This is a genomic window from Curtobacterium sp. 9128, assembly GCF_900086645.1.
GTDB lineage: Bacteria > Actinomycetota > Actinomycetes > Actinomycetales > Microbacteriaceae > Curtobacterium.
On the sequence record NZ_LT576451.1, the window covers coordinates 3,696,556 to 3,716,240 of the forward strand.

Annotated in this window: 20 protein-coding genes; 15 read left to right on the plus strand and 5 right to left on the minus strand. The window is 72.2% G+C overall.

The features are described 5' to 3' along the window. Positions 1-18 precede the first annotated feature (18 nt). Together QK288_RS17650 and QK288_RS17655 are read left to right on the plus strand one after the other, a co-directional pair. The gene (locus QK288_RS17650; protein WP_281265573.1) at positions 19-1,041 is read left to right on the plus strand and encodes a LacI family DNA-binding transcriptional regulator; all 1,023 of its coding nucleotides are present in this window, start codon (positions 19-21) and stop codon (positions 1,039-1,041) included. Next, positions 1,038-1,424 (plus strand): VOC family protein, encoded by a 387-nt coding sequence (locus tag QK288_RS17655; RefSeq protein WP_281265574.1) that lies wholly within the window; start codon positions 1,038-1,040, stop codon positions 1,422-1,424. The genes QK288_RS17650 and QK288_RS17655 overlap by 4 nt, the downstream gene beginning before the upstream one ends. 28 nt (positions 1,425-1,452) lie before the next feature. Here the strand turns inward: QK288_RS17655 and QK288_RS17660 are convergent, their stop codons facing one another. Further along, on the minus strand, positions 1,453-2,184 hold the full coding sequence (locus QK288_RS17660; RefSeq protein WP_281265575.1) for an alpha/beta hydrolase: 732 nt from the start codon (positions 2,182-2,184) through the stop codon (positions 1,453-1,455). 87 nt (positions 2,185-2,271) lie between these two features. Here QK288_RS17660 and QK288_RS17665 point away from each other — a divergent pair, with 87 nt between their 5' ends. The 3 genes from QK288_RS17665 (at position 2,272) to QK288_RS17675 (ending at position 4,674) form a co-directional block, all read left to right on the plus strand. Continuing rightward, positions 2,272-2,676: a hypothetical protein gene (locus tag QK288_RS17665; protein ID WP_281265576.1), complete on the plus strand. Its 405-nt coding sequence runs from the start codon at positions 2,272-2,274 to the stop codon at positions 2,674-2,676. 16 nt (positions 2,677-2,692) lie between these two features. Continuing rightward, on the plus strand, positions 2,693-3,241 hold the full coding sequence (locus QK288_RS17670) for a dihydrofolate reductase family protein (RefSeq protein ID WP_281265577.1): 549 nt from the start codon (positions 2,693-2,695) through the stop codon (positions 3,239-3,241). Between the two features lie 101 nt (positions 3,242-3,342). Beyond that, complete coding sequence (locus QK288_RS17675; protein WP_281265578.1) at positions 3,343-4,674, plus strand: NAD(P)/FAD-dependent oxidoreductase; 1,332 nt, start codon at positions 3,343-3,345, stop codon at positions 4,672-4,674. Positions 4,675-4,917: 243 nt separating this feature from the next. On the opposite strand, the gene QK288_RS17680 is transcribed toward QK288_RS17675, so the two are convergent. Beyond that, positions 4,918-5,823, minus strand: a complete 906-nt coding sequence (locus QK288_RS17680; RefSeq protein WP_281265579.1) for an SDR family oxidoreductase — start codon at positions 5,821-5,823, stop codon at positions 4,918-4,920. Positions 5,824-5,913: 90 nt separating this feature from the next. On the opposite strand from QK288_RS17680, the gene QK288_RS17685 reads away from it, so the two are divergent. From QK288_RS17685 to QK288_RS17695, 3 genes are all read left to right on the plus strand, one after another. Continuing rightward, complete coding sequence (locus tag QK288_RS17685) at positions 5,914-6,489, plus strand: TetR/AcrR family transcriptional regulator (protein ID WP_281265580.1); 576 nt, start codon at positions 5,914-5,916, stop codon at positions 6,487-6,489. 67 nt (positions 6,490-6,556) lie between these two features. After that, positions 6,557-7,744, plus strand: coding sequence for an acyltransferase (locus QK288_RS17690; RefSeq protein WP_281265581.1), 1,188 nt, complete (start codon positions 6,557-6,559; stop codon positions 7,742-7,744). A gap of 35 nt (positions 7,745-7,779) precedes the next feature. Further along, on the plus strand, positions 7,780-9,000 hold the full coding sequence (locus QK288_RS17695) for an NAD(P)/FAD-dependent oxidoreductase (protein ID WP_281265582.1): 1,221 nt from the start codon (positions 7,780-7,782) through the stop codon (positions 8,998-9,000). 5 nt (positions 9,001-9,005) lie between these two features. Here the strand turns inward: QK288_RS17695 and QK288_RS17700 are convergent, their stop codons facing one another. The 3 genes from QK288_RS17700 to QK288_RS17710 are packed head-to-tail and all read right to left on the minus strand — an operon-like array spanning position 9,006 to position 11,459. Further along, the gene (locus QK288_RS17700; RefSeq protein ID WP_281265583.1) at positions 9,006-9,860 is read right to left on the minus strand and encodes a UbiA family prenyltransferase; all 855 of its coding nucleotides are present in this window, start codon (positions 9,858-9,860) and stop codon (positions 9,006-9,008) included. Between the two features lie 9 nt (positions 9,861-9,869). Next, positions 9,870-10,541 carry a CoA pyrophosphatase gene (locus QK288_RS17705; RefSeq protein ID WP_281265584.1) on the minus strand — a complete coding sequence of 224 codons (672 nt, stop codon included), beginning with the start codon at positions 10,539-10,541 and terminating at the stop codon, positions 9,870-9,872. Between the two features lie 9 nt (positions 10,542-10,550). Continuing rightward, the gene (locus tag QK288_RS17710; RefSeq protein WP_281265585.1) at positions 10,551-11,459 is read right to left on the minus strand and encodes a DMT family transporter; all 909 of its coding nucleotides are present in this window, start codon (positions 11,457-11,459) and stop codon (positions 10,551-10,553) included. A 70-nt stretch (positions 11,460-11,529) separates the two neighbouring features. Between QK288_RS17710 and QK288_RS17715 the strand changes: the two genes are divergently transcribed. The 7 genes from QK288_RS17715 to QK288_RS17745 all read left to right on the plus strand — a co-directional run bounded on the left by QK288_RS17715 (position 11,530) and on the right by QK288_RS17745 (position 19,533). Continuing rightward, a complete protein-coding gene (locus QK288_RS17715) occupies positions 11,530-12,378 on the plus strand; it encodes a LysR family transcriptional regulator (RefSeq protein WP_281265586.1) in 849 nt (282 codons plus the stop codon). A 48-nt stretch (positions 12,379-12,426) separates the two neighbouring features. Further along, positions 12,427-13,239: a fructosamine kinase family protein gene (locus QK288_RS17720; protein WP_281265587.1), complete on the plus strand. Its 813-nt coding sequence runs from the start codon at positions 12,427-12,429 to the stop codon at positions 13,237-13,239. A gap of 381 nt (positions 13,240-13,620) precedes the next feature. Next, positions 13,621-15,753: a glycosyltransferase family 39 protein gene (locus QK288_RS17725; protein WP_281265588.1), complete on the plus strand. Its 2,133-nt coding sequence runs from the start codon at positions 13,621-13,623 to the stop codon at positions 15,751-15,753. 10 nt (positions 15,754-15,763) lie between these two features. Then, positions 15,764-16,474: a response regulator transcription factor gene (locus tag QK288_RS17730; RefSeq protein WP_281265589.1), complete on the plus strand. Its 711-nt coding sequence runs from the start codon at positions 15,764-15,766 to the stop codon at positions 16,472-16,474. Continuing rightward, positions 16,471-17,955, plus strand: coding sequence for a HAMP domain-containing sensor histidine kinase (locus QK288_RS17735; RefSeq protein ID WP_281265590.1), 1,485 nt, complete (start codon positions 16,471-16,473; stop codon positions 17,953-17,955). Before QK288_RS17730 ends, QK288_RS17735 begins: the two co-directional genes overlap by 4 nt. A 92-nt stretch (positions 17,956-18,047) precedes the next feature. Then, positions 18,048-19,331 (plus strand): bifunctional glycosyltransferase family 2/GtrA family protein, encoded by a 1,284-nt coding sequence (locus tag QK288_RS17740; protein WP_281265591.1) that lies wholly within the window; start codon positions 18,048-18,050, stop codon positions 19,329-19,331. A 46-nt stretch (positions 19,332-19,377) separates the two neighbouring features. Next, positions 19,378-19,533, plus strand: coding sequence for a hypothetical protein (locus tag QK288_RS17745; protein ID WP_281265592.1), 156 nt, complete (start codon positions 19,378-19,380; stop codon positions 19,531-19,533). The last annotated feature ends 152 nt before the right edge of the window (positions 19,534-19,685 follow it).

The window sequence follows — 19,685 nt, forward strand, 5'->3', positions numbered from 1 at the left end:
TGGCGCTACGGTGGCACCATGCGTGCGACCGTGCGGGACGTCGCGGCCCTCGCCGGGGTCTCGCCGAAGACCGTCTCCAACGTCATCAACGGCGGTGTCGTCGTCCGCCCGGAGACCCGGGAGCGGGTGGAGCGGGCCCTCGCGCAGCTCGACTACGTGCCGAACCTCTCCGCCAGGGGCCTGCGCAACGGACGCTCGGGCGCGATCGCGTTGACGCTGCCCGAGATGAGCAGTGCGTACTCCGCCGAGCTCGCTCGGTGGTTCGTCGAACTCGCACGCGACCGCGACTGGGTCGTGCAGCTCGACCAGACCGCGAACGACCCCGAGCGTGAGCGCGAGCTCGTGTCCCGCGCCAGGGCGCACCTCGTCGACGGCCTGATCCTGAACCCCGTGACGCTGAGCGCCAGTGTCCTCGCGTCGACCGCCGGGCTCCCGCCGACCGTCGTCATCGGCGAGGTCGAGCCGGAACACGTCGACCAGGTGCACGTGGACAGCGTCGCGGCCGCGACCGAGGTCACGCAGTACCTGCTCGACCGCGGGCACCGGCGGATCGCCGCGGTCGGCGCCCCCGAGCCCACCGCCGACCACACCAGGATCACCGCGACGAGCGAGCTGCGCGTGAGCGGGTACGAAGCGGCCCTGACGGCCGCCGGGGTGACGCCGGATCCGTCGCTGCGGGTCCCGCTGTCGTCGTGGTCGACCTCCGACGCTGCCACCGCGTTCGCCGCGTGGCTCGACGAGCACCCGCTGCCCGACGCGGTCTTCGCGTTCACGGACTCGATCGCGTTCGGCGTGCTGCACGTCCTGGCCGCGCGGGGCGTCCGCGTGCCGGACCAGGTCAGCGTGATCGGGTTCGACGACATCGACGGCGCCGCCTACGCGATCCCGGCACTCACGACGGTGTCGTTCGACCGCAGGGCCTTCGCCGACGCCGCGCTCGACCTGCTCACCGCACGCATCGCCGACCGCGACGCCCCACCAGCCACGGTGGTGATCCCGCACCGCATCGTCGAGCGCCAGAGCGTACGCTCCGCGCCATGACCTCCGCCGACGCGTCGATGCCGACCCTCGCCGCAACCGTCCTGCAGTCCCCCGAGCCGCTCGTGCTCGCCCGGTTCTACGGGGCGCTGACGGGCTGGACCGTGTACGAGGACGACCCCACCTGGGCACGCATCCGCCCCGAGGACGGCCCGGGGCTGTCCGTGCAGTTCGAACCCGAGTGGGTCCCGCCGACCTGGCCGGGCACGAAGGACGCTCCCGGGATGCAGCTGCACCTCGACTTCCAGGTGGAGGACCTGCCCGCGGCGGTCGAACGTGCCGAGACACTCGGTGCGACCCAGGCTGAGTACCAGCCGCAGGACGACGTCCGGGTGATGCTCGACCCGGACGGTCACCCGTTCTGCCTGTTCCTGCCCGGCGCCTGACGCACGCCCCACCCGACGCGCAGCGGGGTCAGTCCACGACGGCGTCGAGCACCACGTCGCGGGTGCTCGGGTCACCGAGGATCCGGAAGTGCCCACCGACGGGCACCGTGACGTTGCGGGCTCCCGTCAGTTCGCTGCCACCCGGGATGAGCGTGTCGAACACCCCGTAGACCGACGTGATCCGGGAGTTCGTCTCGAGCTGCTCCGCCAGGCCAGCGAGGACGGGGTCCGTCGCCCGGAACACCCGGAGGTGCGGCACCGGCGCGAGGTCTGCCAGCACCGAGCCCGCGAACGGCGTCGACACCGCGACCATGCGGTCGATGCGTCCGTCGCCGTCGAGGTCGGTCATCGCGTACTTGCCGATCAGGCCGCCCTTGCTGTGGGCGACGATCACGACGTCCCGGAGGTCGTGCTCGACGAGGTACGCCATCACGTCCGCTGCCGAGACCGGCACCGGCCGCACGTTGTGCCGCAGCACCGCGACGACGTGCACGGGGTGCCCCCGGTCGTGCAGGGCGTCCATGAGCGGGCGCATGAAGTGCCACGTCTCGTACACACCGGGGATCACGACGACGGCACTCTGGTCGCCGTCGCGGTAGTCGTCCGCCGTGGTCGGCCCGAGGCTGCTGATCTGCCACCTGGCCGCGTAGATCCAGTCGAGGACGGCCCACCACGCGCGCTGCGCCAGCCCAGGGCCGGGAGGCACGGGTCGGCCCGTCAGCGGCGGCTCGCCTCCGGGTGCACTCGCCTCGTCCGTCACCCGACCGACAGTACGCACCGCTCGATTCGCAGGCGCACGGCAGCGCGATCATCGGACACCCATAGCCGACGGGGGTGGAATGCCGACATGGACGAGAAGCACGAGAACGCTCCGGCCGAACGGGCCGCAGATTGGAGCGCGGCACCGGCGCCGACCTCGACGGTCGACCCCCAGCAGCCGTACCGAGCGGAACCGAACGGCTGGTACGGGCAGGGACCGGCTCCCGTCGGCCCGACCGCCTGGTACGGCGCCGCTGCACCGGGCGGGCAGCGCTCCGACAAGCCACGCCCGCCGTGGTTCTGGCCGGTGCTCGCGATCGTGATCGGTGTGGCGGCACTCCTGGTCGGCGGCGGTGCTGGTTTCGCGATCGGCCACGCGATCGGCGAGCAGCAGTCGCGGTCGTCGACCACGCAGGTCCCCGGGCAGGGCTCGAACGGGTTCCCCGGTGGGACCGACGGCGGGACGAACCAGTTCCCCGGGCAGGGAAGCTGAGGACTACGCTCCGACCATGCGGAAGGTCACGGCAGGGCTGTTCACGTCGGTCGACGGCGTCGTGCAGGACCCGTACGAGTTCCAGTACGACAGCTTCGACGACGAGCTCGGCGCCGGGATGGGGTCGTTCATGGCCCGCACCGACACGGTCCTGCTCGGTCGCAACAGCTACGCGGAGTGGTCCGAGTGGTGGCCGGCCCACCCGGAGGACCCCTTCGGGCAGTGGATCAACCCGATCGAGAAGTACGTCGCGTCGACCACGCTCGGCGACGACCTGGCGTGGCAGAACTCGACGCGCATCCAGGGCGACGTGCACGAGTTCGTGCGGGACCTCAAGCAGCGTGACGGCGACCACATCGCGGTGTGCGGCAGCGTCACGCTCGTCCGGAGCCTGTTGTTCGCGGGGCTCCTCGACGAGCTGCAGCTCATGGTGCACCCGGCGATCGCCGGACGCGGGCGGAAGCTCTTCGAGCCGACCGACCCGGCCACGCGCCTGCGTCTGGTCGACAGCACCGTGACGAGCAAGGGCAACGTGGTGAGCACCTACGCGCCGCTGGCGGTCTGACGGCGGCGATCCGAGCCTCTCCCCACCGACACGGCCGGCACGCCGCTGGCGCGTCGCGCCGGAACCGGCGGCGTGGGCCCAGACCGGCGGTACCGTTGACGGTGACCAGCACGCCATCCGAACCGGAGCCCACCATGCCGCAGGACACCCGCCCGCACGTCGTCATCGTCGGCGGTGGATTCGCCGGCGTCGCCGCCATGCGCGAGCTCGCGGACGCACCGGTCCGGGTGACGCTCGTCGACCGACACGTCTACAACATGTTCCAGCCGCTCATGTACCAGGTTGCGACGGGCGGGCTCAACGCCGGGGACGTGACGTACTTCCTGCGGAGCCTCCGTGCGAAGCAGGACAACGCCGAGTTCCGGCACGGGCTCCTCACCGGCATCGACCCGGTCGGCAAGGTCGCCGAGATGTCCGACGGCGAGCACCTGCACTACGACCAGCTCATCCTCGCCAACGGCGTGAACACGAGCTACTTCGGGACCCCGGGTGCGTACGAGTACGCGTACTCGATGTACTCACGCTCGCAGGCGCTCCGCATCCGCGACGAGCTGTTCACCCGGCTCGAGGAAGCCGCGGCGAACCAGGGGCCCGACGAGATCAAGATCGTCATCGTCGGTGGCGGCGCGACCGGCGTCGAGATGGCCGGTGCCCTCGCCGAGCTCCGCGACCAGGCGCTCGAGGGCGCCTACCCGGAGATCCTCCCGGGCAACATCACGATCACCCTCGTGCACCGGAGCGGTGAGCTGCTGAAGCCGTTCGCGCCGCGGCTCCGTCGGTACGCGGCGAAGGTGCTGCGGAAGCGCGGGGTCATCCTCCGCCTGAACACCGGCGTGGCCGAGGTCCTGCCCGACGGGGTGAAGACCGCCGAGGGCGAGTTCATCCCCGCGTCGCAAGTCATCTGGGCCACCGGGGTCGCCGCCCACAAGGAAGTGTCCAACTGGAACATGCCGCAGACGCACGGCGGCCGGATCAAGGTGGACGACGACCTCAGCGTGCAGGGCGTCGACGGGATCTGGGCGGCGGGTGACATCGCCGCGCAGGACGACGCCCTCGCGCAGCTCGCGCAGCCGGCACTGCAGGGCGGGAAGCACATCGCGCGGCAGATCGTCCGCTCGCTCGAGGGCAAGCCGACCGAACACTTCAAGTACTTCGACAAGGGCACCATGGCGACGATCGGTACGAACGCCGCCGTCGCCCAGCTCCGCGGTGGGATCACGATGGTCGGGCCGGTGGCCTGGGCCGCGTGGGTCGTCGTGCACATCGCGTCGCTGCTCGGGAACGGGAACCGTCTCTCGACGCTGTCGCACTTCTTCGTCCGGTACCTGTGGTTCATGCGGAAGCGGGCGATCCCCATCGTCGGCGACGTCCGTCCGGTGCGCCCGAACGGCGACCGCGAACCAGAGCCCTGGCAGATGCAGAAGGCCGAGTAGCGCGGGCGCGGGGCGGGCGGGGTTCCCAGCGTCCGGCGTCCAGCGTCCGGCGTCCGGCGGGTTCCGACTCGAAACGACGAAGTCGCTGTCGTACGACAGCGACTTCGTCGTTCGTACCGGCGTGCGAATGCTCGCGCGTGCAAGGAGCGACAGGATCGCTGTCGTACGACGACGAGGTTGTCGTTCCGGGTCAACGCCGGACCCGCCCGACGGACCCGCTCGCCCGCCCGCCCGCCGGCCCCGCTACGAGACCCGCACGTCGAAGTACGCGCCCGCGGCGATGTCCTCGGCGAGGGTCGGGCCCGTCGGGGTCCAGCCGAAGCGCTCCTGCGTCTCGGTCGACGTCGCGGACATCTCGAGACCGAAGAACCGCCCGATGAACCCGAAGTGCGACTCCGCGTCCGCCGGGTCGATCGAGGTCACCGGCAGCCCGAGTCCCTCGCCGATGGCCTCCGCGATCGAGCGCGTGGAGACGACGGGCTCCGCGACGGCGTGCAGTCGGGTGCCGGCCGGAGCGCTCTCGAGCCCGAGGCGCACGAGTCGGGCCGCGTCGGACCGGTGCACGGCCGACCAGTTGTTCGTCCCGTCGCCGATGTAGCCCGAAACGCCCTGCTGCTCGGCGGCGGCGACGATCGCCGCGATGAACCCGTGGTCGCCGATGCCGTGCACGGTGGGCGCGAAGCGCGCGGCGACGGTACGGACTCCCTGGTCGACGAAGTCGAAGCCGCGGTTCTCGCTCCCGCCGCGCATCGAGTCCGGGCCGACGAACGGGTTCGGGTCCGCCTCGGTCGCCGGGCGGTCGGAGGCGAGCCCCGCGATGCCCGACGCCACGATGAACGGCCGGTCACTGCCGGCGAGGGCCGTGCCGATGGTCTCGACGACGGCGCGCTCGGCCGCGTTCGTCGCGACCGGGTTCGCCCAGTCGTGCTTGTTGGCGAGGTGGACGACGCCCTCGGACTCGGAGGCGCCGCGGCGGATGGCGTCGAGGTCGTCGAGGTCGCCGCGGAGTGCGGTGGCGCCCGCCGCCTCGACGCGGGCGACGGAGGCGTCGGAACGGGCGAGGCCGACGACCTGGTGGCCGGCGGCGACGAGCTCGTCGACGGTGGCGGAGCCGATCCAACCGGAGGCTCCGGTGACGAATACGCGCATGGTGTGTCCTTCCAGAACAATGATGTCATTGACTGACATCAGAAACCGTACACCTCGATGTCATGCACTGTCATCAGTAGACTCGCAACCATGGCTCGATGGCAACCCGGAACGCGTGAACGGCTGCAGGCGACGGCACTGCGGCTGTTCCAGGAGCAGGGGTACGACCGGACGACGGTCGCGGAGATCGCTGCGGCCGCCGACGTCACCGAGCGCACGTTCTTCCGGCACTTCGCGGACAAGCGCGAGGTGATCTTCGCCGGGCAGGACGACTTCCTCGCGATGTTCATCGACCCGATCGCCGACGCCCCTGCCGATGCGCCGCCGTTCGCCCTGATCGCCCGGTCCCTCGACTCGGCCGGGCACTTCTTCCCCGAGGAGCGCCGTCCGTTCTCGCGGATCCGGCAGACGATCATCGACTCCGAACCCTCGCTGGGCGAACGCGAGCTCGCCAAGCTGGCGACGCTCAAGGTCCGGCTCGGCGAGGTCCTGCGCGACCGCGGGATCGGCGAACCGGCGGCGACGCTCGCTGCGGAGACCGGGGTGACGGTCTTCCACCTGTCGTTCCAGCAGTGGATCGCCGGCGAGGAGGTCCGTCCGTTCGCCGACATCGCCCGGGAACGACTCGACGCCCTGACGAGCATGGTGACCGCCACCGCACTCTGAGGTCGTTCTTGGCCGAGCGGGGCATCCTGACACGGGTCAGCGAACCCGAGCCCGTCGAGGAGGCGATGTGTCGACCACCACGCTCGAGCGGACGCCCGTGGCCGCGCCCGCCCGGACACGAGCGGACACCCACGGCCCACTCGCCCACCGCGCCACCGCACTCGACGGCCTCCGCACGGTCGCGATCCTGGCCGTGATGCGCTACCACCTGCACGTCCCCGGCTTCGAGGGCGGCTTCATCGGCGTCACCGTCTTCTTCGTGCTCTCCGGCTTCCTCATCACGACGCTGCTCCTCGGCGAGCACCGGCGCACCGGGCGCGTCCGGCTCGGCACGTTCTGGCTGAAGCGGATGCTGCGGCTCTACCCGGCCCTCCTGGTGCTCGTCGCCGCGGGACTCGCACTCTGGTCGTGGGTCGGCGACTACAAGGGCGCGTCGTTCTCCGCCGGTGAGGCCGCCGCGATCGCCCTGACGTACACGGGCAACCTCTTCCGGGCGTTCTGGAACACGACGCAGGGCGTCTTCGCGCACACCTGGAGCCTGTCGATGGAGGAGCAGTTCTACCTGGTGTGGCCGGTGGTGCTGGTCGCGCTGTTCGCACTCCGCGCACGCCGTCGCCTGCTGCTGACCGGCCTCGGCGTCGTGATCGCCGGTGGCGCGACGGCATCGTGGCTGAGCTACCGGACGCCGAGCGGCGGTTCGACGCCGGACGTGTACTTCTCCCCCGTGCTCGGACTCGTGCCGCTGGCGACCGGGTGCCTCTTGGCGATCCTGCTCGACGACGAACGGGTCCGTGCGTGGGCTGGCGGTCTCGCCGGGCACATCGGTACCTGGGTCGGGATCGCCCTGCTCGTCGGCGTGCAGTACTGGATCGACGACGACTGGACGCAGCACGCGTGGACGTTCGGTCTGCTCCTGCCGGCGACGGGCGTCGTGTCCGCCGTGCTGATCGGCGGCCTCGTGTCGGTCAGGAGCCCCCTGTCGATCGCGTTGTCGTGGACCCCGGTGGCCTGGTTCGGTCGGCGCGTCTCGTACTCCGCGTACCTCTGGCACCCGCTCGTGATCGCCCTGCTCGGGACCGTCGCGGCGAGCGCCTTCGGGGCCTTCGACTGGGTGTGGCTGATGGCCGGGGCGATCCTGGTCGCCATCGGTGCGGCCTACGCCGTCGAGGTGCCGGTCGAGCGGCTCCGCCGCCGCTTCCGGGAGGCTCGGCGCCTGTTGGCAGCGGAGCGTGCCGCTGCGCAGACGGGCGGCTGAGCCCCCGGACACGCACCGCTCCGTAGGCTCGGCCCGTGACCGCCCCGCGAACCGGAGTCCTGGTGGCCGGCGGTGGGCCCGTCGGACTGTTCCTCGGCGCACTCCTGGCGCACGCGGGTGTCGACGTGCAGGTGTGGGAGGCGCGGTCCTCGGCACCGTCGGGCTCACGGGCGATCGGCATCCACCCGCCGTCGCTCGACGCGCTCGACACGATCGGCGCCGCGCGGCCGGTGCTCGACGAGGCCTGCCTGGTCCGGACCGGCGTCGCCAGGAGTCGCGGGCGGACCCTCGGCACCCTGTCGTTCGCGCTCGCCTCGGCCACGCACCCGTACGTCGCCACCCTCGACCAGCACCGCACCGAGGCGATCCTCCGCGCGAGGCTCGCCGCAGTGGCTCCCGACGCGCTCCGTACCGGCACCCGGCTGACGGCACTGACACGGCACGCGGACCACGTCGACGCGATCGGCACCGGGGAGGACGGGCCGATCGGGCTCCGTGCCGCGTTCGTCGTCGGGGCGGACGGCGCCAGGAGCACGGTCCGCAGGCTCCTCGGGATCGGGACGACCGGTCGCGAGTACCCCGAGCAGTACGTCATGGGCGACTTCGCCGATCCGGAACCGGACACGGCGAGGAGCTCTGCCCTGGTCGACGTCGGGCCGGACGGCGTCGTCGAGTCCTTCCCGCTGCCCGGGGCGCGTCGCCGGTACGTCGTGCTCACCGGTCGCGGCGCGAGCACCACCGAGGAGGTCAGCACCGACGAGGTCAGCGCCGACGAGGTCAGCGCCGACGAGGTCAGCGCCGACGAGGTCAGCGCCGCGACGCTCGTCCGTGCCGTCCGGGAGCGGACAGACGCCGACGTGGACGCCGACACCTGTTCGATGCTCGGCGGCTTCCGGGTGCGGCGCACCGAGGCGGAGCGGATCGGCGTGGGACGTGCGCTCCTGATCGGGGACGCCGCGCACGAGATCAGCCCCATCGGCGGCCAGGGCATGAACCTCGGGTGGCTCGACGCCGCCGCACTCGCTCCGCTGCTGACGGAGGCGGTCCGCACCGGCGCGGCCGGACCCTGGCCGGAGTACGCCGCCCGCCGCCAGGCGGTCGCTCGGCGTGCCGCCCGCCAGGCGGAGGCGAACATGGCGCTCGGACGACCGGCGACGGGGCCGACGGCGCTGGCACGGGAGGTCCTGCTGCGGACGGCCCTCGGCCTCCCGTCAGCGCACCTGCTCGCCCGCGTCTACGCGATGCGGTGGTCCTGACCGCGTCAGGCGACCAGTCGCGCGCCCGCGAACCCGAGCTCCACGACGAGCACCAGTGACGAGACGATCACCAGCCGGAAGAGCGTCCGGTTCGGTGGGCCGGTGAGGACGAGCCGGATCCCGACCACGGCGAGGACGACCACGACCACCGTGCCGAGGACCGCGAGCACGACCCCGACACCGCGCACGGGATCGTCCCCGCCGAGCTGCCCGACGAGCACCAGCCCGGCGGCCACGACCAGTGACGCGAAGGCGAGCACCCCGGCGGCGTGCAGCCCGAGCCGGTGCGGGAAGCCCCTGACCCCCGTCGCCGCGTCGTCCACCAGGTCGGGCAACACGTTCGTGCAGTGGATCGCGATGCCGAACACCGCCCCGGTGGCGATCGCCCACGGTGCCGGGAGCTGCGCAGCGGGACCGGCCGCGACCGCCACGACGGGGAGCAGCCCGAACGCGACGACGAACGGCGCGACCGACCAGACCGACCGCTTCAGGCCGGCGTCGTAGGCCCACCCGGCTCCGACGAGCACGAGGTGCGCGACCGCTGCGACAGGGCCGAGGAACAGCGAGAGCACCACGGCGACCCCGGCGGTGACGAACGCTGCGGCCCTGACCGTCGACACGGCGATCAGCCCCTGCGCGACGGGCTTGTCCGACCGCCCGACGCTGCGGTCCCGGTCGGCGTCGATCCAGTCGTTGGCCAGGCCGATCGACAGCTGCCCGGCGACGACGGACGCGGCGACGAGGACGACGAGCCACGCCGGGTGGCCCACGACACTCGCGATGACCGCCGCGAGCACCGTGACGGTGAGCGTCGGGCCGGGGTGCGACGAGGCCAGGAGCAACCGCGCCGTGGAGGTCATGCCGTCAGCCTAGGTGGGCGGGAGTGCGACGACCCGTTCCCCGTCCCACGGTTCCGTCCACCCGAGCCGGTCGAACAGCGCGTCAAGCAGCATCGCGGTGAACCCCCACACCACGTGCGTCCCCGAATCGGTGTCGACGCTGAAGGCCGGCCCACGCCACTCGCGCCCGTCGCGGCGGATCACCGTGACACCGCGGTGTGCCGGGTCGAGCAGGTCCGCGACCGGGACCCGGAACACCGCTGCCGACTCCGCGACGTCGACGACCCGGACCGGGGACGGGTCCCGCCACCACCCGATGACCGGGGTGACCAGGTGCCGCGAGAAGTCCAGCGGCTGGGCGGGCAGGGTACCGAGGACCTCGACGCCGGACGGGTCGAGCCCCGTCTCCTCCCGCGCTTCCCGGAGGGCAGCGGCCACGGCGTCACGGTCACCGGGGTCGACGCGTCCACCGGGGAACGCCACCTGCCCCGGATGCGCACGGAGCGTGGTGGCCCTGGCGAGCAGCAGCACGTCGAGGTCGCGCGAGACGGCGACGTCCCGCGCGGAGCTGGTGCTCGGCACGCGATCGAGCACGCCGAAGAGGATGAGCACCGCTGCACGTCGGAACGAGGAGCTGCCGTCCGCGGGCGCCGCGGCGACGTCCTGCCGGGCGACCCCTGCGAGTTCGGTCCGCGCGCTCACCCCTGCAGCCTATGCGTGCTGCGGTGTCCGGACCGGCCGTCGCCACCGCACGACCCCGGACGCCAGGGCGATGCCGAGCAGGATGACGACGCCACCGACGGGCTCGTTCCACCGGACCCGCTCCCCCAGCACGAGGACGCCGAGCACCACCCCGACCACGGGCGTCAGGTACGTGACCGTGGACGCCCTGGCGGCGCCCCACGCCTGTACGAGCCCGGTGTTCCACATGTAGGCCAGCCCCGTGCCGACGCACCCCAGTGCGACCATCGCGGCCACGATCCTCCAGTCCAGCTGCACCGGCGAGAGCGCCGTGAACGGCGCGACCAGCAGCATCAGCCCCGCACCCAGCGTGAGCTGCACGGTCGTGAGGGTGATCGCGTCGTGGCCGCTGCCCGCGACGAACCGGCGCATGTAGGACAGCCCGAAGCCGTAGCAGGCGGTCATCCCGAGCAGGGCGATCTGGGCCGGCACCGTCGCAAGGACCGTCGGGTCGCCGATGAGGTCCCACGGCCCGACCAGGACGAGCACGCCGACGATCCCGAGCAGCACCCCGACGAGCTGCTTGCCACGGAGTCGCTCGGACGGCAGCAGCAACGGCATCGCGAGCAGCACCATGATGGGCGTCGTCGCGTTGTAGATGCTCGCGAGCCCGCTCGGCACCGTCTGCTCCGCCCACGCCACCAGGGACGACGGGATCGCGTTGAGGAACACCGCGACGACGAGCAGGTGGCCCCAGAGCCGGGGCGACCGCGGCCAGCGACGACGCGTGGCGAGGAGGATCACGACGAGCGTCACGGCACCGAGGAGCACCCGTCCGAGCGCGACCTGCTGCGGCGAGAGTCCCTCGAGCCCGATCTTCATGAAGAGGAAGCTCGATCCCCAGGTGAGTGCGACGAGCACGAACAGGATGCCGTTCATGCCGCTAGTGTCGAGCCAGCCGCCGACATGAAGCAAACGCATCGGCTTCATGCAGGCATGAAGGAAGCACATGAACATCACCCTCGCCCAGCTCCGCGCGCTCGTCGCCACGGTCGACCGCGGATCGTTCACCCTCGCCGCCGCGACGCTCGGGATCGGCCAGTCCGCCGTCTCGCACGCCGTCGCCGGTCTGGAGCGCGAGGTCGGTGGTCAGGTCCTCCGTCGCGGCGGCGCGGCCGCCCCCACACCGCTCGGGGAACGACTGATCGGTCACGCCCGCAGCGTGCTCGCCTCCGTCGACGCACTGGAGGCAGTGGTCCGGCCCGGTACGGCGCGCGGCACCGTGCGACTCGCGGCCGTCCCCACCGTCTGCCAGGGCCTGCTGCCGCGGCTCCGCGACCTGTGGGCGGTGACCCTGCCGGACGTCGACGTCCAGGTCTACGAGGGCGACGACGACGAGATGCCGGAGTGGCTCGAGGCGGGCACCGTCGACGCCGCCGTCCTCGTCGACCCGGTGTCCGTGCCCGACGGCGCGGTCGTCGTCGCGCGCGACGAGATGGCCGCCGTGATCCGACGCGACCACCCCCTCGCCGACGCAGCCGCCCTGACGCTCGACGACCTGCACGAGGACGGCCTGGTCGCCGGCGGCGGCGGGTGCGAGCACCAGATCCAGCGGATGCACGAGATCGCCGGGCAGCCGTTCCGCTACGCCCACCGGGTGCGGGAGATGAGCACGATGTTCGGCATGATCCAGCGCGGCGAGGGCGTGTCCGTCGTCCCGACGCTCGGGAGGGTGATGCTGCCGGACGACCTCGTGATGGTGCCGACGACGCCGAGGCTCGAGCGGACGCTGGTGCTGAGCGGTCCGTCGTCCCGGCCGTGGCACCCGCTGGCGAGGGCCCTCGTCGACGCGGTCTGAGCGACGCGGTCTGAGCCGTCCTCCGGCCGACGCTGGAAGGATGGATCGATGGCCGAGACGCACGTGAAGACCTTCACCGATCCGAACGAGGCAGCAGCAGAAGCCGCGGGGCTCGAGTGGCTCGCCGCGGCAGAGGAGTCCGGCGGTACCCGCGTCGCCCGGGTCCTCGACCGGCCGAGCCCGACGGTGCTCGACCTGGAGCTGATCTCCGACGGCTCCCCGACGAAGGCGCAGGCGGAACGCTTCGGCCGCTCGCTCGCGCACACGCACGCGTCCGGCGCACCGCACTGGGGAGCGCCGTCGCCGGGGTTCCCGTCCGGTGTACCGCTGCGGATGGGCCGGTCCGGCACCCCGTTCGTCGCCGCCGCCGATGCCCCGGCCACGTGGGGCGAGTTCTTCGCGGAGTACCGCATCCGCGACTTCGTCCGGCGGATCGTCGACCGGGGCGGGTTCGACGCGGGCGAGGCTGCGCTGCTCGAGCGGGTCGCGCAACGCGTCCAGGACGGGGAGTTCTCATCGCCCCAGCCGACGCTCGTCGGTGAGCGGCCCGCGCGGCTGCACGGCGACCTCTGGGCGGGGAACGTGCTCTGGCCGACGGACGACTCCGAGCCGACGGGGGCCGTGCTCATCGACGCGAACCCGCACGGCGGGCACGCGGAGACGGACCTCGCGCTCCTCGGGCTGTTCGGGCTGCCGCGGCTCGAGACGGTGCTGGCGGGGTACGACGCCGAGTCGCAGCTGGCCCCGGGGTGGCAGGAACGCGTCGAGCTCCACCAGCTCGCCCCGCTGCTCCTGCACGTGTTCCTGTTCGGCGGGTCGTACAAGTCCGCCACACTTCGGGCCGCGTCCCGGTACGCCTGACGGGTGCCCGCTGGCCGGCTGCCTGCCTGCCGGACCGCGGCCGGTCGAGTGCGCAGGAATGGCGGCCCGGCGCCCAACGTACCCACCACGTCCGCGCACTCGATCCCAGGCCCCGGCCACCCGAGGGGCGGGACGGGCGCGCTCACTGCACCCGAGCCTCCCGGCTGTCCCCGGCGCCCCTCGGACCGAACCCGCAGCGCCGCCCGCGTGCACGCCGGTCGAGTGCGCAGAAGCGGCGGCCCGGCGTCCCTCGCGCCGACCACTTCCGCGCACTCGATCCCAGGCCCCGGCCGCCCGACGCTCCGGACGGCCCCCGCACACTTACCCCGCGCACAGGTCACGCATGGGGGTGTTCGGGGAACGCCCCGGATGCTCATGGACATGACCACGTACCCGATCCCCGTGACCGATCGACGCGACCGTGCGCACTCGGGTGCGCAGACACGTCGGAGAGCCGTCGCCCGACTCTTCCTCGGCGAGCGCGAGGACGCCCGCTGGCTCCGGCCGGCCTTCTGGGCGCTCCTCGTCGTGACCGCCGTCGTGTACCTCTGGAACCTCAGCGAATCCGGGTACGCGAACTCGTTCTACGCCGCAGCTGTCCAGGCCGGCACGAAGTCGTGGGAGGCGTTCTTCTTCGGCTCCCTCGACTCGTCGAACTTCATCACCGTGGACAAGCCGCCGGCGTCGCTCTGGGTGATGGTCCTGTCCGCGAGGCTGTTCGGCTTCTCGTCCTTCAGCCTCCTGCTCCCCCAGGCCCTGATGGCCGTCGGGTCCGTCGCGCTGGTGTGGGGCACTGTCCGCCGGACCCTGGCGCGACTGGGGTCGACGACCGCGAACGTCGGCGCGCTGCTCGCCGGGTTCGTCGTCGCGGCCACACCGGCCGCGGCGCTGATGTTCCGCTTCGACAACCCGGACGCACTCCTCGTGCTGCTCATGACCGCCGGCGCGTACTGCACCGTCCGAGCGCTCCCGACGGGCAGCTGGCGGTGGATCGCGCTCGCCGGTGTCGCCCTCGGCTTCGCGTTCCTGACGAAGATGCTGCAGGGGCTCCTCGTCCTGCCGGCGTTCGGGCTCGTGTACCTGATCGCCGCACGGACCACGTGGCCGAAGCGCATCGTCGGCCTCCTCATCGCGGCCGGGTCCCTGGTCGTCGCCGCCGGCTGGTGGGTCGTCGCGGTGTGGCTGTGGCCCGCCGACTCCCGCCCCTACATCGGCGGCTCCACGAACAACACCGTCCTGGACCTGGTCTTCGGCTACAACGGGCTCGGCCGCATCTTCGGCGGCTCGGGCAACGGCGGTGGTGGCGGCGGGATGACCGGCGGCACCGCAGGCTCGTCGTTCGGCGGGTCGACCGGCCTGGACCGGCTGTTCTCGTCGGAGATGGGCCTCGAGATCTCCTGGCTGCTCCCCGCCGCGCTCCTCGCCCTCGTGCTCGGCCTGGTCGTGGTCGGACGCCGGACGATCGGCGACCCCGTCCGTGCCGGTCTCGTGCTCTGGGGCGGATGGCTCATCGTCACCGGGCTCGTGTTCTCGTACATGTCCGGCACGATCCACCCGTACTACACGGTCGCGCTCACCCCGGCGATCGCGGGCCTCGTCGGCACCGGCGGCGCGCTGCTCTGGAACGCCAGGAACCGGATGACCGGACGCCTGGGCCTCGCGGGCATGATCGGCATCACGGCGTTCTGGGGCTGGTGCCTGCTGAACGAGAACCCCACGTGGCTGCCGTGGCTCCGCTGGGTGGTGCTCGCCGGCGGGCTGCTGTCGGCCGTCGCGATCGTCGTCGGCAGCGTCCCGTCGCTCCGCAAGCTGGTCGCCGTCGGCGTCCTCGCCGGGACGCTCTTCGGGCTCACCGGCACCACCGCCTACGCGCTGGCCACCACCACGGTTGCGCACTCCGGCTCGATCCCGAGCGTCGGTCCGTCGGGATCGTCCGGTGGCGGGATGGGCGGCGGCGGCATGCCGGGAGGCACGGGTGGACCAGGCGGGACGCCCCCCGGCAGCACGTCCGGCGAGATGCCGGAACCGCCGAGCGGTTCCTCCGGCGAGATGCCGGGCGGGGGCGCCGGGACCGCGCCGGGCGGGACCCAGGAGGGTTCCGGAGACGGGACGGGCGATGCGGGATCGGGAACGAGCCTCCCGTCCGGTGACGCGACCGGTGGCGGAGGCGAGGGCGCATCGACGTCGTCGGCACTGCAGAAGCTGCTCGAAGCGACGGACACGAAGTGGGCCGCCGCCGTGAACGGGTCACAGTCCGCCGCGCAGCTGGAGCTCGACACCGACACCGCCGTGATGGCGATCGGCGGCTGGTCCAGCGACCCGACACCGACGCTCGCCGAGTTCAAGGCGTACGTCGCCGACGGGAAGATCGCTTACTACATCGCGTCCGGGAACGGCGGCGGCATGGGCGGCGGATCGTCCACGGCCAGCGCCATCCAGGAGTGGGTCGCGGCGAACTACGAGTCCACCACCGTCGGCGGACAGACCGTCTACGACCTGACGAGCGGGAAGTAGGCTCGGCCCGATGGCCGACCGACTGCTGCAGCGCACCGACGGGAGCCCCGTCCGTGCCCTCGTCGTGGACGACGAGCACGCGCTCGCCGATGCCGTCCGCCTCGCGTTCGAGGCGGACGGCTGGTCCGTGCACGCCGTGCACCGCGGCCGCGACGTGCTCTTCGCCGCGCGGGACTTCCAGCCGGACGTGATCGTGCTCGACGTGATGCTGCCGGACATCGACGGGTTCCAGGTGCTCGACCGGCTGCGGGACGCCCGTGACGACGTCCGGGTGCTGTTCCTCACCGCCAGGGACTCGTCCGAGGACCGGCTCGCCGGGCTCACCCGGGGCGGCGACGACTACCTCACGAAGCCGTTCGGGGTGGCGGAGCTCCTCGTCCGAGCGCGGATCCTGGCACGGACCTCGGCGCGGGTGGCATCCGCTCCGTCCGGCATCGTCGTGGGCGACATGGTGCTCGACGAGGACGCCAGGACCGTGAGCCGGTCCGGCTCCCCGATCGAGTTGACCCCGACCGAGTTCGAACTGCTGCGGTACCTCGCGCGGAACGCGAACCGGGTGCTGTCGCGGGAGCACATCCTGACGAACGTGTGGGGCATGGACTTCGGGTCGTCGTCGAACCTCGTGGACATGTACGTGTCGTACCTGCGGAAGAAGCTCGACGTCGGGCGCTCGCCGCTCGTGCAGACCGTGCGCGGCGCCGGGTACGTGTTGCGGCCGTGAGCGCTCGTGCTCGCGCTCGGCGGGTGCCGTCGCTGCGGTGGCGGCTCGTGGGCGCCGTGGCGTTGCTGCTCGTGGCGACGAACCTCGTCGTCGGGGTGGTGACCGTCGTCGCCTACCGCGGGTACCTCGTGGGACGGCTCGACGCGGAGCTCTCCACGGCGGCGAACCGGACGCTCGGGCCCGGTGGGTCCCCGTCGCCGCCTCCCGGTGCGGACTCCGGTGACCGCCCGGACCCGGGGAACGCGTTCATCGGCGCTCCCGGACAGGCCGCAGGGACGGTCGTGGCGATCTACCGCGACGGCTCCTCCGTGCTCGCCGGGTACACCGACAGCAGCGGCCAGCAGCACGGACTGACGTCGGCGCAGGAGTCCACGCTGTCGTCCGTCGACGCCGACGGCGCCCAGGTGACCGTGTCGCTCGGGTCACTCGGCACCTACCGCGCGCAGGCGATCGGGTCGTCCGGCGACGTCTACGTCACCGCGCTGCCCCTCGACGACCTGCGTGCGTCCGTGGTCCGGCTCGTCATCGTGATCGGCAGCGTCACACTCGTCGGGCTCCTCGTCGCCGTGTGGGCCGGCGCGATGCTCGTCCGCCGCTCCCTGCGTCCGCTCGAACGCGTGGCCGAGGTCGCATCGAGCGTCACCGGGCTCGACCTGGAGCGGGGCGACACCGACATCCCCGTGCGGGTCCCCGACGTGGACCTCGCGCAGAACCGCGAGGTCGGCGCCGTTGGTTCGGCGCTCAACCGTCTCCTCGGGCACGTGGCCCGCGCGCTCACCGTGCGACGCGATGCCGAAGCCGGCATGCGCACCTTCATCGCCGACGCGTCGCACGAGCTCCGCACCCCGATCGCGACCGTGCGCGCGTACGCCGAACTGTCCTCCTCGTCGTCGGACGTGGACGCGCTCCACCAGAACGTCGACCGGATCGGACGCGAAGCCGTCCGCATGGGGTCGCTGGTCGACGAACTCCTGCTGCTCGCCCGGCTCGACGCGGCGTCCTCCGGGACGGTCGTCCGTGCCGCCGACCCCGTCGACCTCACGTCGCTGGTCGTCGAGGCGACGATGGACGCCCGCGCAACCGCGCCGTCACACCGGTGGACGCTGCAGGTCGACGACGAGCCGATCGTCGTGTCCGGGGACGAGGCCCAGCTGCGCCGGGTGGTGACGAACCTGCTGGCGAACGCGCGGACGCACACACCAGCGGGGACCGCCGTCGTGGTGTCGTTGCAGCGTGTGGCCGGGACGGAGCCCGGCGAGGTGCGGTTCGTCGTGGCGAACGACGGGCCGCCGATCCCGGCCGAGGTACTGCCGACGCTGTTCGACCGGTTCACCCGTGGTGAGGCATCTCGCTCGCGGGAGCACGGGACGAGCGGCCTCGGGCTGGCCATCGTGCGCGGGGTCGTGGATGCGCACGGCGGCACGGTGCGGGTCGTGTCGGAGCCGGGGCGGACAGCGTTCACGGTCTCGCTGCGGCCCTGAGGCGCCTCGCCCCCTCGGACTGACACGGGTTCTTACCGTCGGCACAGGGCCGTGCTCCGGTTCCCGTAGGGGCACTGCCGAGCATCAGCGGTATGACGGAGACGAACCCCACCCTCGACATCGACATCGTCGTCCCCTGCTACAACGAGCAGGACACGCTCGCGGCCCACGTCCGGCGCCTGCACACGTTCTGCCGGACGTCGCTGGCCCACACGTGGCGGATCACGATCGCGGACAACGCCTCGACCGACGACACCGCCCGCATCGCCGACGACCTCGCAGCGATGCTCGACGGCGTCCACGCGGTGCATCTGCCCGAGAAGGGCCGCGGTCGGGCACTCAAGGCCGTGTGGGGTGCGTCCGACGCCCGGGTGCTCGTGTACGTCGACGAGGACCTCTCCACCGACCTCGCAGCGCTCGAGCCGCTCGTGGCACCGCTGCTCTCCGGCCACTCGGACCTGGCGATCGGCACCCGGCTGGCCGGTTCGTCGCGGGTGGTGCGGGGCGGCAAGCGCGAGTTCATCTCGCGCTCCTACAACCTGCTGCTCCGGACCACGATGGGCGTCTCGTTCTCCGACGCCCAGTGCGGCTTCAAGGCGATCACCCGGCAGGCGGCGGAGCACGTCCTGCCCCTCTGCGAGGACGACGCGTGGTTCTTCGACACGGAGTTGCTCGTGATCGCCGAACACGCGGGCCTGCGCGTGCACGAGGTCCCGGTCGACTGGGTGGACGACGTGAACTCGTCCGTGGACATCGCGTCGACCGCGACCGAGGACCTGAAGGGCATGTGGCGGGTGTCGCGCGGCCTGGCGACCGGGCGGATCCCCGTTGCGCCGGTCTACGAGGCGATCGGCCGCCAGCCGTTCACGACGCCGCATGTGGGCATCGTGGGCCAGGTGCTCCGGTTCGGTGCGATCGGTGTCGTGTCGACGATCGCCTTCGCGGTGCTGTACGCGCTGTTCCGCCCGGCGATCGGCGCACAGACCGCCGACTTCCTCGCGCTCCTCGTCACCGCGATCGGGAACACCGCGCTGAACCGACGGTTCACGTTCGGCGTGCGCGGTCGGTCCGGCGCCGGACGCCACCACGTGCAGGGGCTCGTCGTGTTCGGCATCGCGTGGGCGATCACGTCGGGGTCCCTCGTCGTGCTGCACGCGACGGCGCCCGGGTCGTCGCACGGCGCGGAGATCGCGGTGCTGACGGGGGCGAACCTGCTCGCGACCCTGGTCCGCTTCGTGCTCTTCAAGGCGTGGGTGTTCCGCACGCGTCGTCGTCCGGAGATCATCCGCGCCGGCACCACCCCCGCCGCCGAGGCCACGACCGAGGCACTGCCCGTGACGGACGCCGCGACGCGCACCGCCCCGACGACGCGCTGAGGCAGCGCGGGTACCGTGAGCCTCCCGTGACGCGAAGGAGCACCACATGACCGACACCAGCACCCCGGACCCGGACGGCACCGAGAAGACGGACGGCCTCGGGAAGGACAGCACGATCCCGAACCACCCCGAGGGTGTCGCCGCCGGCATCACCGACGCGGAGTCGCACTTCAACCCCGAAGAGGACGAAGACGCCGAGTAAGGCGGCACAGCCGAGTAACACGCACAACCGGAACCGATCCGAACCGCGGAAGACCGTGGTGCGGATCGGTTCCGGTTGTTCGGAGCCAGATCGCACAGCCACGCGAGCAGGAAGCAGCGGTGTTGCGCTGTCGGTATACCAACGCTTAGCAT

Bases quoted from the DNA above. Each gene is read 5' to 3' on its own strand.
- QK288_RS17650 (WP_281265573.1), top strand. From the start codon at position 19: ATGCGTGCGACCGTGCGGGACGTCGCGGCCCTCGCCGGGGTCTCGCCG.
- QK288_RS17655 (WP_281265574.1), top strand. From the start codon at position 1,038: ATGACCTCCGCCGACGCGTCGATGCCGACCCTCGCCGCAACCGTCCTG.
- QK288_RS17665 (WP_281265576.1), top strand. From the start codon at position 2,272: ATGGACGAGAAGCACGAGAACGCTCCGGCCGAACGGGCCGCAGATTGG.
- QK288_RS17670 (WP_281265577.1), top strand. From the start codon at position 2,693: ATGCGGAAGGTCACGGCAGGGCTGTTCACGTCGGTCGACGGCGTCGTG.
- QK288_RS17680 (WP_281265579.1), bottom strand. From the start codon at position 5,823: ATGCGCGTATTCGTCACCGGAGCCTCCGGTTGGATCGGCTCCGCCACC.
- QK288_RS17685 (WP_281265580.1), top strand. From the start codon at position 5,914: ATGGCTCGATGGCAACCCGGAACGCGTGAACGGCTGCAGGCGACGGCA.
- QK288_RS17700 (WP_281265583.1), bottom strand. From the start codon at position 9,860: ATGACCTCCACGGCGCGGTTGCTCCTGGCCTCGTCGCACCCCGGCCCG.
- QK288_RS17710 (WP_281265585.1), bottom strand. From the start codon at position 11,459: ATGAACGGCATCCTGTTCGTGCTCGTCGCACTCACCTGGGGATCGAGC.
- QK288_RS17715 (WP_281265586.1), top strand. From the start codon at position 11,530: ATGAACATCACCCTCGCCCAGCTCCGCGCGCTCGTCGCCACGGTCGAC.
- QK288_RS17720 (WP_281265587.1), top strand. From the start codon at position 12,427: ATGGCCGAGACGCACGTGAAGACCTTCACCGATCCGAACGAGGCAGCA.
- QK288_RS17725 (WP_281265588.1), top strand. From the start codon at position 13,621: ATGACCACGTACCCGATCCCCGTGACCGATCGACGCGACCGTGCGCAC.
- QK288_RS17730 (WP_281265589.1), top strand. From the start codon at position 15,764: ATGGCCGACCGACTGCTGCAGCGCACCGACGGGAGCCCCGTCCGTGCC.
- QK288_RS17740 (WP_281265591.1), top strand. From the start codon at position 18,048: ATGACGGAGACGAACCCCACCCTCGACATCGACATCGTCGTCCCCTGC.
- QK288_RS17745 (WP_281265592.1), top strand. From the start codon at position 19,378: ATGACCGACACCAGCACCCCGGACCCGGACGGCACCGAGAAGACGGAC.